Below are 16,573 nucleotides of genomic sequence, written 5' to 3' on the forward strand. Positions count from 1 at the left end.
CATGACGCTGTTGAACGAGCCTGCGTCCTTTCCTACTGCCATGTGGGTGGTTGCCAGGCACCTAGCGTCCGCGCCTGGCCGGCGCCAAACCCACGACGCTGTACGGGCCGCGCTGAGGCCAGGCAGCCTGCTGCCACCTGACAAGGCCGACGCCGACAAGACCTTCGACAACGCGGTCAAAACGCTTCAGGACCTGAATCTGATCGCCCTAGAAGACGATCGCCTCACTTTGTGCGACGACGGCCGACTGAAGTCCCCAGATGACTACCCCGGGTACGCCGATCTGCTGCGCATACGTGTCCTTGAGTCTCACCGCAATGAAGGAATCGCCCACGAAGGCGACCAGGGGCCCAAGGACCTGGTCAGAGCGTTGGCATGTTTCCTCACTCTCGACGCGTTCACGCCAGTCGACGAGGACGCCATGGCTGACCTGCTGCGCAGGACGCTGCCAGAACACATCAGCGACCCCAACTTCAACGACGTCCGCCGGAACCGATTCGGATACTGGGCCAAAGCCCTCGGTTTCGCGACCGGCCCGCTCCTACAAACGCCCACCAAGCTGACGCTCCAACCCGATTGCGCGGTCGCTGTCCAGCGTGCGGCTCGGATGCTTTGGCCAGCGGGCGCGCGGCTCGCAGCGCGAGACGCGATCGCGGCTCTCCTTGAGGTTCTGCCTGTCCTACCTGGCGGCCGCTACAGCCTCGCGCTCGACCTCAAGGAAACCTCGATAGACGTGTCCTCCGCCTTATCATTCGCACTCTTCTGCGGCGAGGAGCGAGGCTGGCTCAAGTTCGACCGCCGCTCCGACGCCGACGATGAGGTGTTGCTCGTCGATCCCGACCGGGCTAACGGGACGCACCGGATCACCCACCTTGACATCCTGGAGCCACTCGATGGCTGAGTTCCGCCAGTTCCTCTGTTGGTCACCGATCGAGGCCGCGACGACCATCAGCACGGAAGCCGTCAGCCCGTCACCGTCCGTCTTCTTCGCCACCCATGCGCCACTGCGCATCAGGCGCCGACACCCCGAGGCTAAAACCGACGACCCCGGCACGGCAGTCACCGAGGAGGACGTACGGCGAGACTTCCTGGGGCGGGACACCCCGAACGGGGTCCTGTTGATGCCCGTGACCGGCGAGTCCGGGACCGGAAAATCGCATCTGGTCCGCTGGGTGCACGAGTTAACGCCGTCGACCGACAAGCGGGTGGTGATCTACCTGCCGAAGACCAGCACGAGCCTGCGGGCCGTCGTCCGGACGCTGCTCGATCAACCCGGAGTCGACAGCCCTGAATTGGCGCAACTACGCGCCGACGTCGACCGCATGAGCTCGGAACTGGACGTCGAAAGTCTGGAACGCCGCCTCATCAACGAGCTGTCCGAGGCCGTTGCGGTCGCTGACGCCAGACCAGGCCAAGGACGTGTCCTCGCCGGGCCAGGCAATCTCGCTCTTCTCCTGCTTGACCCCCATGTCCGCGACCATCTGCTGCAGAAGGGCAAGCTGATCCCGCGGCTTGCCGCCAGCCTCCTCTCCGACCGACGGGATGGCGAAGACGATCGACCGACCGCCTTCTCGATCACCGACCTGCCACTAGACATCGCCGATGTCAACAAGGCATCCGACAAAGCAAGACGCCTGCTGAGTCTCATCACGAACAGGCCGGAACTGCAAACCGCCGCGATCGACATCCTCACCGAGCAGTTACCAGTCGCCATCACCGCCGCCTGGAACATGGGCGGTGGCCGCCTACAGCAAGCGATGTTAGAGATTCGCCGCCAGTACGCAGCCCAGGGCAAAGAAATCGTCCTACTGATCGAGGACTTCGTCGTCCTCCAGGGTGTTCAGCGTGACCTGCTCGACGCCCTGATCGAGGCGGGGGTGCGCAGTGGCAAGGCCGAACTGGCTCCTGTCCGAACGCTAATGGCCGTGACTACCGGCTATTTCGCGCGGCTGGCCGAGACGGTGCTCACCCGCGCGAAGGCGGCTACGCCGTACCTCTACGACCTGGATGCTGGGTTCGACACCGGCGAGCAGGGCCGATCTGACATCACGGCTTTCGCCGGCCGGTACCTCAACGCCGCGCGCGTCGGCCGAGAGGCCTTAGACAATGCCAATATCGCGAACGGGGCAGACGTGCCCAACCGATGCGTCACGTGCGAGTTCCAAGAGACATGCCATTCCACCTTCGGTGCGTCGGTCGACGGGCATGGGCTCTACCCGTTTAACTGGCCAACCTTGCGACGGGCCATCCGAGCACGACCGGCACACAATAATCCCAACTCGTTCAACCCGCGGGCGGTGATCGGCGAGGTCATCCGGCCCGTCCTGGTCGATCACGCTCATGCCCTCCGTGATGGATCCTTCCCGGATCAACGCTTCAGCGAGGACTACCGCACTCCTGCTGGTGAGGATTACATGCTCGGCGCAGTGCAACGGGAGATCGAGGAACGCGACCACGCCGACGCTAGCCGCCGAAAAGCCTTCCTTGAGTTCTGGGGCGACGCCCCAGACCAAATAACCAACCTTGATCCGGCGATGCACGCCGCATTCGGCATTGGCCTTCTCGATCTCAACGATCTCGCCAGCGGACCCGGCCAGACAACGACACGCGCAACGGAAGACACCACCTCCGGGAGGAGGAAGCCGGCCAGCGCCAACGCGCAAGAACTTCCTCGCGCCCTGGCCATGATGATCGATCATGTCGAAGAATGGCAGGGACGACACAGTCAACTGCCGCAAACTACCGCTGCTCACCTTCGAGGGACGATCAGACAGGCCGTGATCAACAGATGCATGTGGATCGATCCGGTTGTGGCGGACCCCCAGTCTGCTGAACTCGACAGGGCATGGCCATCGAACTCCACCGTCGTGTCGATCGAAGGTGCGGCGAGCGAGCGGTTGCCCGGAACGGCAGACGCCCCGATTCGGTTCAAGCGCAATCCGAGCAACGCCACGTTCTTCCGACAGATACTCCTGGCGAGCGTGGGTGTGGCAGGTAACGCGGCAGCGATACGACGCCTCCACGAGATCGCGGAGCATCACCAACCCGACCTCCAGCGTGCCGTACAACGCCACCGTGGCTTCTCAAACCGGGAACTCATCCTCGGGTTCCGCGCCTCTCTGCTGGGCGCCGCGCTTGCCGGCCACGCCTGGCCGGGCATGAAGGACACAGAATTGCTGAACGCGGCGCTTGCCGACGGGAGCGGGTGGGAACGAGCGGATGGACTGAGCCGCACACCGCAATGGAATCGGCTCTGGGAGGCTCACCGCAGCGGCCGTGGCGAACTGGTCGCCAGGCTACGAGACAGTGTGGGCTTCACGCGAGGGGTGCGAGGCAACGTCCGCATCATCGACGGCACACGGGCCTTGCCCTTGGTTGGTGAGGCATCCCAAGAGTGGGCCTGGGAGCGCCCCGACAAGCTTCCCTCGTGGGCCACCAAGGCAGTGTCCGGACTCAATCAGTTTGCTGTCGTGGCCGATGCGCAGTTTGCCGACCTGCAGCACACCCTCGAGAAGGTTCGCGCTCTGCTACCCGCAGGAGTCAGCGGCGCCGAGACGGTGCTGGCAATTGACCAGGCTCTTCGTGCCGCGGTCGACGAGGGCCTTGGCCCGGTGGACCTGCCAACATTCCGATCCTTGCTGGCTGACGTTCGGCAACGCGACTGGAAGTCCATCGATCGGCTTGAGCGTGACATAGCGCGCGTCGCGGCCGCCGAGGACGACGACAGCCGGTTCCGCGCGGTCCTGGCGACATGCGCAGCAGACCGAGGGGCGGACCTGGCCGCGATTGAACGCTTCCTCGTCGCTGGTAACGCTTGGTTGACCGAGCGACTGGACCAGGCCAGGTTAAAAACTGGCGGTTCTGGCGAGTCGGCGGCACTACGGGTTCAAGAAGTTTTGCGGCAGTGGACAGAGGTGGGGCCATGACAGCGATGTCTGTTCTAGACAAGGCGAGGGCGCTCACGGCTGAGGCGAACCGGCTACGCGAAGGGTCTGTCGCGGAAGACAACGCCAAGCGGGTCTTCACGCAGGCCGATGGCCTCGGCAGCGCGCTTGAGCAACTGCGCCGGTTGCTTGAAGCGGGTCGCGCTCTGCAGGAACAAGGCGCCGATGTGCCGGTGGGTCAGGTCGATGAGGGACGCGAGAGATTCGCGCAACTTGCCGCGGACGGACTGCCATCAGTTCGCGCCATCACCGCGGCCCGCCAGAAGGTAGAGGGCGTCCTTGAGCGGGTGCAGGCCACGCTGACAGAGGCGTGGCTGAGATGGACCAGCGAGCGGTTGGCCGAACTCCCGATTCAACGTTTGGCAGTGTTGCCCGCTGCCGCCCAGCGCGACCAGCAGACATGGTTCACCGAACTGAAGAGACTTGGCAAGATCGAGGTGCCTCACGTACGGGAGATCTCCTCCTTCGTGACGACACATGCCGGCCTGAAGGAGTCGCTGAGCTACCTGCGGGAACCCGAGCCGGAGCTTGAGGCGTTACTGTTTCGCCTTGGCCGACGGGTGTCACTCGATCGAGTCTCAGACGCAGAGATCGCGATGCTACGGGAGTACGGTCTGGCCGACCAGATTGAACTCCATAGGAGGGGTTTGTGACTCAGGGGCTCGACGGACGCACCCTGTCTGGCGTCCTCGATCATCTGGAGGATCTCGAACTGCCCCTCCTGGTTTGGGGCGTGACCACGGGCACCCTTTCGTACGAGGAGGTGCTCGAGACGATCAACGAGCAACTCCTGCAGTCCCCGACCTCGGCAAACGTGGACCCCGACGACGTCCTCACGGCCCTCCTCGATGGCGCACTGCTGATGCGCATCCCGGCGACGTCACCGCCCCGCTACCGCACACGCATGGGCGAGACCGTGCGTCTCACCACCCGACTGCGACAGCTATTCGGCCCCCGCGACCTCACGTCGCCCCCAGCGCGTTGGTGGGAGCAAGGTAAAACGCTCGTCGCCGACTACCGCCTCCACACAGCACCGCGTCGCTACCCTGAGCGCAACGTCCTCATCGAGGACGCCCTGCAGGAACTCGCCCTCGCCGAGGCATGGACGGCCGGGCATGAGTCAACCGCCCGAGCGCTGCTCAGACATCCAACTGTGGCGAGATTCCAGGTGGACGCGACGCGAGCGATCACCGCGGCGCTGAATGCGCGCCAGAGCGCGGGCGTCATCGTCGGTGCGTGCACCGGCAGCGGAAAGACGCTGGGTTTCTACCTCCCCGCATTCGCCGCCATGGTCGCGTACATGCGGACGGGCCGAACCGGTGTGCATACGCTGGCTCTTTACCCTCGGATCGAACTGCTGCGTGACCAGTTGCGGGAGGCGGTCGCCACCTCATTGCGGGTGAATGGGGAGGCCGGCGCCGGGACGAGCCGCCGGCTCAGGATCGGAGTGTTGTACGGCGACACGCCGCACAACGCCCAGCGTCTACGCGCACAGACATCTCACCTGAGCCGTGCGTGGCGCAGTCGCGGCGCCGATGTCGTGTGTCCCTACCTGTCGTGTCCCCAGTGCCGCCAGGAACTGATCTGGTCTCGCCAAGATCAGAACGAGAACCGGGATCGCCTGCACTGCACTCAGGCCACCTGTGGGCTTGTCATCGACGATGTCGTTTTGACCCGTGACTCGCTACGCGACAATCCACCGGACCTTCTATTCACCACGACGGAGATGCTCAACCGCAACGCCACCGACCCTGGGCTCGGTCAACTCCTCGGCTGGCGCGGCCCACGCCGGCCGTCGCTGGTGCTCCTGGATGAGGCTCATACCTACACCGGCATGCACGGCGCCCAGGTGGGACTCGTACTCCGGCGATGGCGCCACGCCGTGCGAAACCCGGTGACCTTCGTCGGCCTGAGCGCCACCTTGCGCGACGCCGCTGCATTCTTCGCACAGCTCACAGGTCTGTCGGACGCGTCGGTGGAGTACGTCACGCCGCAGCCGCAAGACCTGGAGAACAAAGGCCGGGAGTACGCCATTGCTCTACGCGCCGACCCGGTCTCCGGCGCGAGCCAGCTGTCGACGTCCATTCAGACCGCCATGCTGTACGGCCGAATCCTCGACCTTCCCGGCCGGGAGATGCTCTACGGCTCGCGCGGTTTCCTATTCACTGATGATCTAGACGTCACGAACCGCTTTTACGACGACCTGTGCGACGCCGAAGGAGGAGGCACTAGACGCGGACCTCGACGAGCCGGGCGAGTCTTGGCCGGGCTCCGGTCACCGGAAGCGCCGTTCCGGGCTGAACGCTTCATCGACGGTCAGTCGTGGGATCTGGTACGTCAGATTGGACGTGACCTAGACCCTCGCGCTCTGATGGGACAGTTAGCCGTAGGACGTACGTCATCGCAGGACGTCGGTGTGGACGATGATGCCGATCTCATCGTTGCAACGGCGTCGCTGGAGGTGGGCTACGACGACGACCGCGTGGGTCTCGTCCTTCAGCACAAGGCGCCACACGACGCGGCTGCCTTCATTCAACGCCGCGGTCGCGCCGGACGTCGCCGAGGAACCCGCCCCTGGACCGTCATCACCCTGTCGGACTACGGCCGCGACAGGCTGGCATACCAGGCCTACGACTCCCTGTTCTCGCCCGAGTTGACCGCGCGCCGCCTCCCGGTCCGCAACCGCTTCGTACTCAAAATCCAAGGCGCGCAGGCTCTGCTGGACTGGCTATCCACGATGCTACGGGACAACCAGATCGACCCACGCCGGCTGCTGTCCGCGCCGCGCCCGACTGCCCGCCCGCCGTCTCCAGCACAGGGGCAGGCACTCGCCGATTTGCTGGAAAAACTCATCATCGACCCAACATTGCAGGACAGCCTGATCGTCCACCTGCGTCGCGCCCTGGACATCAGCGCCGACGAGGCTCAGGCATTGCTCTGGGAACAGCCGCGTGCCCTCCTGCTCGGCGTGGTGCCCACCGCCCTGCGCCGGCTGCGGTCCGGGTGGCGACCCGTCGACCCGGACCCAGGCGCGCATCCCGGAAGCCTGCTACCCGAGTTCCTCACCACGGCCTTGTACGAGCCGCTGAACGTGCCGGAGGTCAACTTCCGGCTGCCATTCGCAGAGGATTGGGAAGCCCTTCCCATCGAGCGGGCGCTCCGCGAGGCAGTGCCCGGACGCGTCAGCCGCCGCTATGGCTACCGCCGCAGCAATCACCGCACATGGCTGCCGCTGCCAGATGTCCAGGCCAACGGCGCTCTAGAGATCGACAGTTTCGTCGAGACCTATACGCCACAGGGCACCTGGTCACCGACGGGACACCAGCCGGTTCAGGTATTCCGGCCCCACGTCGTCGCTCTGCAGCAGCCACCGGACGAGGTCGCCGATCGATCGCAAGGCATTCCGGTGTGGGCGTCTGAGATCCTTGAACCCAGCAGCGGCCTCTACATGGCGGACATCCCCAAGCCGTCCAACTGGACCGACCGCATCACCGCTGTTGGTTTCGCCACGAGCGCCGCCGGCAACCCGGCTGAGGTGCGCCGAATGACGCTCGGGGCCGAATGCGAAACGACCTATGACCGCGGCACCGCAGGCACCGTCACCAGCAGCGTCCGCTACAGCTTGGACGGCCGGCCGGCTGCGCTTGGCTTCCGCCTAAACGTCGACGCAGTCCGGTTCGACCTCGCACCGCTTAACCTCACTCGGCCGACCGTCGTCGAACACTTGAAATCGCCAGAGTGGCGTTCGCTGGCGTTCGCCACCGCCGTCGCGGAGGACCCGGCGCTCGACGGTGTAGCCAATCCATTCCAGCGGAACTGGCTGACCACCGTGTATACGGCCGCATATGCCCTGGCCGCCACCCAGCCCAACAACGCGACCTCCGGCGAACGCCTTCACGCCCAATTGAGTCGTGGCGCTTGGCGCAACGACGTCCAACAGATCCTGCGGGCCCTCTACCGCGACGCCGGATCCGTCGCGACCGCCGCACCTGAGAGGCTCGTCGCCGGTCTGACTGAACTCAGCAACGACGCGCGGCTCACCGACTGCCTCGACCGTCACGCACGGCTGCTCTGGACCGATCAAGTCGTAAGCCTCACGGAAGACCTCGCCCAACGGACGTACCGCGAGACCGTGGCAGCCGCGATTCTGGCCGCTGCCCAACGCGCGTGCCCCGACGCTCAAGACCGCGACCTGATCGTCGACGTCGTTTCGCCGCCTGGGACCGGAGGCCCCGCCGCGGTCTGGCTGAGCGAAACATCGCTGGGCGGTATCGGAATCATCGAGCAACTGACGCACTACTATGCCGAGAATCCGCGCCGATTCTGGAACCTCGTCGACAGCGCTTTAGGCCCCAGCGACCACGACTACATTCACAGTACCGTCGTCCAACTGCTCGACCATGTCGTGTCCCAGCCATCAGGGCCCGCCGCACAGGCAATGTCCACGCTCCGTGACCCGCGCTCGGCCCATGCCGCTGAGAGCGCGCTGCAACAACTTCGATCAGCATGGGCGAAACTCACCGGCCACCCACGCCATCAAGCCGTGGCAGCGCTCTCCACCCGCCTGCTAAGACCAGGAACCACCAACGCCACCGACGCCGCAGCGCTCGGACTCGTCCACGCCTGGGACGCCCTCCAGCAACGCCTCGGCTTCGAGGTCGAGGCAGCAGTGTTCGCATATCTCATCGGCAGCGGACAAGTCGCCGTGCCGAATGCAGGCAACACCAGCCTTACACCGGACCAGGTGTTCAGCTTGCTGTGGCCCCGAGGCAACAAGGCCCGAGTCCAACACCTGCAGCACTACCAGCCATACGCCCCCACGCCGATCCTCGATCGGCTCTTGGCGCAGGCAGCACACGACGAACGGCTGCCTGTGGTCAACGTCGACGACGTCGACTGGCTCGACAACTACCGATCGGCAGTACGCGACCGCGGCGCCGTCGTGCTCGTCGCCCCGGCACAGCGGATGCGAGCCTTCAGCACAGCCCTAAGGACCGTGCCGGCGGTCGCCATCGATCGCGACGTGCTGCGGGTCTACGGCGACGTTCGCACCATCACACGTGACGGCGACAATCTACGCGCGACGATCGAAGTTCGTGAGGCTACACAGTGACGTTGGAACGAGTGGTCCGGACCGGCCGGGCGACCGGCCTTCGCATCGACACAGTGCTGGCAACCGTGCTCACCGCTGAACTGGTGGCGCCGAGCAGCCAACTCTGGCTCGTGTCTCCCTGGATCAGCGACGTACCGGCCATCGACAACACCAGCGGCAGCTTCGACAGCGTGTTCGTCGACCCCTCGAACCGGATGTACACCCTTTCCGAAGTCCTATCCCTACTTACCTACAACCAGGCCCGGGTGACAGTCGTCTCGCGTCCCGACCGGCACAACTCGACGTTCTTGGACCGCCTTCGCCGCAGCGCCGACGGCGAGAACCTGCAGATCAAGCAACACGAAGACGTACATGAGAAGACTTTCTGCGGAGACGATTGGCTCCTCACGGGGTCCATGAACCTCACCCTGCGCGGCATGCAGATCAACGACGAAGCCGTCACGTACAAGGTGAGCAGTGAAGCTGCCGCTACCGCCCGCCTCGACTTCCGGCACCGTTTTGGAGGACTCGAATGACCGGGCGCCGCACCGAGAGCAGCTACGCCATTCGGGCGGACCGGCTCATCGAAGCGTTCTTCGGTCCAGCAAATCCTGTGTGGCCGGACCGCGATCCGGGCTCGCCTGTCGGACGCCGCCTCGTTCCTTACCTCCAAGTCCTTCATGAGGCATCTGACGTCCCCATCATCCTGCCGCGCCAGGACCCCGAGACCCGGCAATGGGTGGCATACGTCATCCCCCACGATGAACGACATGCGGCGACGGTTGGTGAACTGCTCCAGGCGTTCATCGGCACCAGCTTCGCCAGATTTCACGGCCTGCCCGCACGCCTCAACCCGAATGATCCGATAGATCGGGCTGTCCTTGAGTTCGCCGGCCACAGTTCAATCTTCGTCATCGCGAGCCCACGCTCGAAAGAGAAAGACATGTGGGACGCCGTACGGCTACTCCAGCAAGCCATACGAGCACGCCCACGACGGTCCTGGCATACGCCGACTCCCGTCGGCCGGCTGCTCAGCCAGTTTGACGTTGCCATGGCCGCAGGCGACAACTCCGCCTCAGCATCGATCCTCGATCAACTTTCGGCCACCGGCGGGCTCAGCGCCACAAACGTCGCTCACCTGCGCATCAAGCGCTTATCCCGCCTCGGCCGGAACAGCGAACTGCTCCGGCTCGCAGAACTGCCCGATGTCGCCATCACGCACCCACCCATCCCTGTGCGCGACGCCATCCTCGCAGCGATTTTTGCCACCGCACTGGCGGAACCCCTAGCAAACGGCGACCTCGACCTTGCGCGGACCCGCCTCATCGAGGCCGGAACTCTGGTTCCCGCCCTCATGGACGGCGAACTTTCCGAACTGAGCCCTCAAGCGCTCACTGTCCTCGCGCTAGCTGCAATCGTCGTAAACAGCACACCCATCTTAGACCTCCTACGCGACCAACCCGATGTCCTCGAAGCGGTCGAACGGTTGGCACCTGAACTGGCCGCGAAATACCGCAACACCCGCCTCGAACCGCATGGGGTAGGCAATGTCCCAGAACCGACCGAACGCAGATCCAGCCCGCCGGCAGCAGCACCAGCGTCATGGCTTCAGTTGGTACAAGCCGTCGCAGTCCGGTCACCCGTCACCGAGGTCCTTGCCGGCGAGCAGTGGCGCCAATGGTCACAAGCAGCCGAGCACGACGACCAGATCGCTGCCGTCCTCGGTCAACTCGACGATGCAGCGGCGGACCGAATTTGGTCGCTTGTTGGCCCATTCGTCGATTCGGACCGCTACCTGACCCCAGCGGCGAAATCAGCACGTGAGTTCCTCGTTAACGCGCTCACCCATGACCGTTTCAGCCCTGGTGACCTGGCCGGCGTCGTCGCTCTCACAGAAATCGTCCTTCGGTCCGCACCGGACGCCCCCGCATACGCACACCTCCTGGACGACCTGACGGCTGAAGCACCGCGATGGGCCGGCCCCGACCGTGCCCCAGTCGTCCTCGACCTCGTCGACCTCGTCGCACGGTCGGCGTGTCCAGACTCCGACGCCCGGCTTCGACTGGGTTACCGCCTACTTCGACCGCTGAGCGATCACAGCACCCGCCTCGACCCCGATCAGGCTACTTTTGCCGCTCAACTGAGTGCCGAAATCGCCGTTGAACTCCCGTGGCCTGAGCCCGAACCGAAATCATCAGCAGAGGCATGGTCGTTAGTGATGGCTCAGGATCTGCTCCTGTACTCACTGGACGAAAAGGTCCTCGACCGGGTAGCCGCGACCTTCAATGCCGTCGCACCCCAGGTCAACGTCATCACAAGCCATGATTACGTCGGCAGCACGCAACTAAGACAGTGGGCTCGGCGTGCCGACGTCGTGGTCATGGCCACACGCTGCGCGACTCACGCCGCGACTGGCTTCATCCGTGCGAACTGTCGGCCGGGAACACCTGTCCGTGAAGCTGATGGAAGTGGCTCGGCCTCACTCCTGCGCGCCGCGACAGCAGCGCTGATGCGTCGGCAGCCGATTTGAGCGGTGCCCCCAACTCGCGGTCGCTGGAGGGCGCCCAACGACGCCCGAGTGCTGCTGTTGCATCCCGGCGGTGCAGGTGTTTCGTCCTCCAGGTCCACTTCTCTAGGTAAGAGCCGTGTTCCGCGGACGCGCCGAGGGGCAACTCGTCGCCGGACTCCGTCGTCAACCCACCCCGCCACACCCAGCGAGGAGTACGACCAGTTCCGCGTCATCCCGTGCGGCCCCCTCACATGAAGAATAGAATAGGAAGGCGCAGGTCATTGCCTGCGTGCACAGATAGAGCATCGCCTTAGGGGAAACCGGTACCCCATTCCTGAGCTCAACCCGCGCCGTGTGCCTGTCACAGGTGGCGGGCACGTTCCGTATGGCAAGCGAGCAACCCGCGAGCATCACGGATCCATAGTGGATTAAGAGCGCGGTATTCGCGCAGGTCGTTGCATGATCGTCTCAGTGCTGGCAGAGATTGCTATGGATTAAAAGTCCTCAGCTCTGCCATTGAGCTAACGGCCCGCTGCGCCCCAGGTTACCCGAACCCCTCCCCTGACTCGGGTCCGCCTGCGGGGAGCCGAAAGGGTCGTTGGCACTCGCGGCGGCGTCCACTGGTTGACCCGGCTCCACCGTCGGCCCGGGTAGTCGGATGCGTACAACGGCCTTTCCCCTGGGCCGGGTCAGGCGTACCGGCGGGCGAGGGCGAGGGTGCGTTCGGCGGCGGCCACCATCGCCCGGTCGGCGAAGCGGCCGTCCGGCAGCACCGTCGTACCCGAATCCCGGGTGACCGCCTCGGCCATGGCCGCGAGCAGCTCCTCGGCCCGTGCCACCTCCTCGTCGGCCGGCCGGAAGGCCGCCACGATCACCGGCAACTGGCGCGGGTGGATGGCGGTCCGACCGACGAAGCCGAGGCGGCGGCCGGCGACGCAGGAGGCGGCCAGCCCGTCGAGGTCCCGGACGTCGGTGTGGGCCGACATCGCCGGCGGCGGCAGGCCGGCCGCCCGAGCCGCCACCACCAGCCGGCTCCGCGCCCAGGTCAGCCCCTCCTCACCGGTCACCCCCAGGTCCGAGCGCAGATCGGCCTCGCCGAGCCCGACCGAGGCCACCGCCGGGTGTGCGCCCGCGATGGCGTACGCCGACTCCAGCCCGACGGCCGACTCGATCAGCGGATGCAGCGGCACCGCGATCCGTCGCGCCAGGTCGGACACGGTGCCCGGCGACTCCACCTTGGGCAGACGGAGGCCGGCAAGACCGGGCGGCACTGCGCCGCCCGATCCGGGCGAGCCGCCCGAGCTACCCGGGCCGCCCGAGTCGGATACTTCGGGCGACCGGCCGGTCAGCGCGGCCAGGTCGGCCGGCAGGTCCGGGCCGGTCAGCTCGTTGACCCGCACCTGCACCGGCACCGGCTGCTCCTGCCCGAGGAACTCGGCGACCGCCGAGCGGGCGTACGCCTTGCGGCCGGCGACCACCGCGTCCTCCAGGTCGAGGATCACCGCGTCGGCACCGGAGGCGACCGCCTTGGCGAACCGGTCCGGCCGGTCACCGGGCACATAGAGCAGGGTCAGCAGCATCAGACGACGCCCCGCTCACGCAGCGCGGCCAGTTCCTCGGCGGTCAGCCCGAGCGTGTCGAACACCTCGTCGCTGTCCTGGCCGTGCCCCCGACCGGCGTGCCGGATCTCCCCGGGGGTGGCGGAGAGCCGGAACGGCACGTTCTGCATCCGCAGCTCGCCCAGCTCCTCGTCGGGCACGGTGACGGCGGTGCCGAGCGCGGCGTACTGCGGGTCGGCGAGGATGTCGGCCACGTCGTAGACCGGGGCGACGGCGGCCTGCGCCGCCTCGAACGCGGCTACCACCTCGGCCCGGTCCCGCTGGGCCACCCACGCGCCGACCGCCGCGTCCAGCTCGTCGGCGTGCGCCGCCCGGCCGCTGCCGGTGGCGAACCACGGCTCGTCGATCAGTTCGGGGCGGCCGACCAGCCGCAGCACCCGTTCGGCGATGCTCTGCGCACTCGTCGACACGGCCACCCAGTGCCCGTCCGCGCAGCGGTAGGTGTTGCGCGGGGCGTTGTTCGCCGACCGGTTGCCCAGCCGGGGCTGGACATAGCCGAGCTGGTCGTACCAGGTGATCTGCGGGCCGAGCATCGCCATGATCGGCTCGATGATCGCGAGGTCGACCACCTGCCCGACGCCGGTCGCCTCCCGCGAGCGCAGCGCCAGCATGACGGCGTACGCGGCGGTCAGTGCGGTCACCGAGTCGGCCAGCCCGAACGGCGGCAGGGTCGGCGGGCCGTCCGGCTCCCCGGTGGCGGCGGCGAAGCCGCTCATCGCCTCGGCGAGGGTGCCGAAGCCGGGCCGCCGGGCGTACGGGCCGACCTGCCCGAAGCCACTGATCCGGGCGATCACCAACCGGGGGTTGACCGTGTGCAGCTCGGCCGGGCCGATCCCCCAACGTTCCAGGGTGCCCGGTCGGAAGTTCTCCACCAGCACGTCGGCGTCGGCGACCAGCCGGAGCAGCAGGGCGGCGCCGTCGGCGTCGGAGAGGTCGAGGGTGATCGTGCGCTTGTTGCGCCCGAGCACCTTCCACCACAGGCCGACCCCGTCCTTGGCCGGTCCGTGCCCGCGTGACGGGTCGGGCCGGGACGGATGCTCGACCTTGACCACGTCGGCGCCGAAGTCACCGAGGAAGGCGGTGGCCAGCGGCCCGGCGAAGAGGGTGGCCAGCTCGACCACCTTCACCCCGGCGAGCGGGCCGGGTGGGACGACGTGGTGATCCTGCGCGGCGGGCCGATCGGCGTCCGGCCCGCCGGGGCCGGACGGGACGGATCCCCGCCCGGCCCCGGCGGCGGTCACGGCGTCCCCCTGACCGGGTCGACCACGGCCAGGAAGACGTCACCGTTGCCGAGCGCGCCACCGCCCACCGGCACCCCGGCGGTCAGGCCGCTGACCAGCAACCGGCCGTCGGCGGCGAGGGCGGCGTAGACGTTCTCCTCACTGAACGCGTCGGCCGCGTCGTCGCGCGGGGTGCCGAACTGGGCCACCCCGAGCTGCTTGCCCCGGGCGTTGAAGCGCAGGGTGAGCACGTCCGCGCCGCCGACCGGCACCCCGAGGGCGCTGCCGGTGAAGCCGACCACGGCGACCGCGCCGTCGGGCAGGGCCACCACGTCCGCGCCGGCATCGGCGCCCCGACCGCCGGTCACCGTCCGCCAGCGCTGCTGGCCGTTCTTGGCGTACGACACGGTCAGCGCGTCGGTGCCGCCGGCGGTGGCCTCCCCGCCGGTCGAGCCGGTGGCGACCACGGCACCGGTGGAGGTGAGGGTGACCCCGCCGAGCAGGTCGTCGCCGGCACCGCCGGCCGAGGTGATCCACCGCTGCTTACCGTCCGGGGTGAACCGGGCCAGCCAGCCGTCGGTGCCGCCGAGCGCGGTCGTGCCGGGCATGCCGGCCGAGCTGCCACCGGCGACGTAGACGCCGTCCGCGTCGGCGGTCACCGCGTACGCCTTGTCCTCGCCGGCCCCGCCGAGCTGGCGGCTCCAGGCGAGCGTGCCGTCCGGGCCGATCCGGGCCAGCACCGCGTCCTTGTCACCGGCGCTGGTGCCGCCGAACGAGCCGCTGGTGTAACCGGCGACGTACGCGCCCCCGTCCGGGGCGGCCGTCACGGCATAGAAGCGGTCCGCCTTGGCCGGGTCACCGACCTGGGTCGTCCAGGCATGCTCGCCGGTGCCGGTCAGCTTCGCCACGAACCCGTCGTCGGCCGGGCTGCCCGGGTGCTTCCCGTCCAGGTCACCCCGGGTGTAGCCGGCGGTGAGCACGCCGCCGTCGGCCAGCGGCACCACACCGTAGAGCCGGTCGTTGGCGGGGGTGCCGAACTGGGTGGTCCACTGCACGGTGGTGTGATCGGCGGCGAGGCGGCTGACCACCGCGTCGAGCCCACCGGCGTACGGCTGGCCGGCGACCGCGCCGGAGGCGGCGTACCCGATGGTGGTGGTGCCGTCCGGGTGGGCGGCCACGCCACCGGCCCAGTCGGTGCCGGCGCTGCCGCGCACCGGGCCGGGCAGCCCGGCCGGCGGGGTGGCGCTGAGCGTGCCGGCCAGGTGGGTCAGCCCGTCGATGAAGGCCGGCCGCCAGACGTCCCAGTCGTGCCCGCCGTCGAGCACCCGAAACTCGGCGGCCACCCCGTCGGTGCGGCGCACCGTGTTGTAGAGCGTGGCGGCCTCGTAGTCCAGGTCGTGGACGGCGTTCGCCGGCTCCGGGTTGGCCCACTCGTCGTCACCGACCGCGATGTACATCCGCACCGGGGACTCGGCGTCCAGGCCGGGCAGCAGCGCCGGATAGTTCAGCCGCTGGTAGACCTCCTCGGAGAAGAGGGAGGTGCCGGAGCCGTATCCACCGAACTCGCGGGCCGACGAGTCGACCGGCGGCAACGGCCGGTAGACCGCCGGGCTGAGCACCAACGCGTTGGCGAAGAGATCCTGATGGGCCAGGGCGTATCGCAGCGCCCCGGCGCCACCCATCGAGTACCCGCCGATCAGCCGGGCACCCCGGTGCGCGGCGGTGCGGTAGGTGCCGTCGACGTGCGCGACCAGGTCCCGGGTCAACGCGGTCTCGACCGGCCGGCCCGGGTCGTCGCCGGTGTAGGCGGAGTCGACGTAGTAGCTGCCCCGGCTGCTCCAGGGGGCGTCGGGCAGCACCGCGATCACCGGCGGCACCACCTTGTCGGCGATCAGCTTGTCCAGGTCGGCCTTGATCCGGGTCCACGCCTGCATGGTGTCGCCGCGCCCGTGCAGCAGGTAGAGCACCGGGTAGCGGGTGGTGGCGTTGCGCTTGGCGGTGTAGCCGTCGGGCAGGTAGACGGTGTAGTCGATCGGGGTGCCGAGCGCGGCCGAGGGGGAGGTCGCGGTGGTCAGCGTGCCGCCGGGCTTCTGCTCGGCGGCGGCCCCGCCGGGCAGCGCGCCGGTCAGGCCGACGGCGAGCAGCAGCGCCACCAGGGCACCGCCGCTCCGCCAGGTCTTCGTCATGGG

General features: G+C 67.5%; 9 protein-coding genes. 6 read left to right on the plus strand and 3 right to left on the minus strand.

The window, feature by feature from the left end:
- The first annotated feature begins 1 nt into the window (after position 1).
- Genes dpdG through ACIG87_RS28910 form a run of 6 tightly spaced genes read left to right on the plus strand, consistent with a single transcriptional unit; the run spans position 2 to position 11,566 of the window.
- Positions 2–901, plus strand: a complete 900-nt coding sequence (gene dpdG / locus ACIG87_RS28885) for a protein DpdG (protein ID WP_396854768.1) — start codon at positions 2–4, stop codon at positions 899–901.
- Positions 894–3,926 carry a protein DpdH gene (dpdH, locus tag ACIG87_RS28890; protein WP_396854769.1) on the plus strand — a complete coding sequence of 1,011 codons (3,033 nt, stop codon included), beginning with the start codon at positions 894–896 and terminating at the stop codon, positions 3,924–3,926. The genes dpdG and dpdH overlap by 8 nt, the downstream gene beginning before the upstream one ends.
- Positions 3,923–4,597: a hypothetical protein gene (locus ACIG87_RS28895; protein ID WP_396854770.1), complete on the plus strand. Its 675-nt coding sequence runs from the start codon at positions 3,923–3,925 to the stop codon at positions 4,595–4,597. The genes dpdH and ACIG87_RS28895 overlap by 4 nt, the downstream gene beginning before the upstream one ends.
- Complete coding sequence (gene dpdJ / locus ACIG87_RS28900) at positions 4,594–9,057, plus strand: protein DpdJ (RefSeq protein WP_396854771.1); 4,464 nt, start codon at positions 4,594–4,596, stop codon at positions 9,055–9,057. Before ACIG87_RS28895 ends, dpdJ begins: the two co-directional genes overlap by 4 nt.
- Before the next feature lie 11 nt (positions 9,058–9,068).
- Positions 9,069–9,572: a phospholipase D-like domain-containing protein DpdK gene (gene dpdK, locus ACIG87_RS28905; protein WP_238672887.1), complete on the plus strand. Its 504-nt coding sequence runs from the start codon at positions 9,069–9,071 to the stop codon at positions 9,570–9,572.
- On the plus strand, positions 9,569–11,566 hold the full coding sequence (locus tag ACIG87_RS28910; RefSeq protein WP_396854772.1) for a hypothetical protein: 1,998 nt from the start codon (positions 9,569–9,571) through the stop codon (positions 11,564–11,566). Before dpdK ends, ACIG87_RS28910 begins: the two co-directional genes overlap by 4 nt.
- Before the next feature lie 668 nt (positions 11,567–12,234).
- Here the strand turns inward: ACIG87_RS28910 and ACIG87_RS28915 are convergent.
- The 3 genes from ACIG87_RS28915 to ACIG87_RS28925 all read right to left on the minus strand — a co-directional run bounded on the left by ACIG87_RS28915 (position 12,235) and on the right by ACIG87_RS28925 (position 16,570).
- Positions 12,235–13,125, minus strand: a complete 891-nt coding sequence (locus ACIG87_RS28915; protein WP_396854773.1) for an HpcH/HpaI aldolase/citrate lyase family protein — start codon at positions 13,123–13,125, stop codon at positions 12,235–12,237.
- Positions 13,125–14,291, minus strand: a complete 1,167-nt coding sequence (locus ACIG87_RS28920) for a CaiB/BaiF CoA transferase family protein (RefSeq protein ID WP_396854819.1) — start codon at positions 14,289–14,291, stop codon at positions 13,125–13,127. Before ACIG87_RS28920 ends, ACIG87_RS28915 begins: the two co-directional genes overlap by 1 nt.
- Positions 14,292–14,401: 110 nt before the next feature.
- Positions 14,402–16,570, minus strand: coding sequence for an alpha/beta hydrolase-fold protein (locus ACIG87_RS28925; RefSeq protein ID WP_396854774.1), 2,169 nt, complete (start codon positions 16,568–16,570; stop codon positions 14,402–14,404).
- Between the last annotated feature and the right edge of the window lie 3 nt (positions 16,571–16,573).

Source organism: Micromonospora sp. NPDC051925, assembly GCF_044548625.1.
In the GTDB taxonomy this organism is placed as follows: Bacteria; Actinomycetota; Actinomycetes; order Mycobacteriales; family Micromonosporaceae; genus Micromonospora.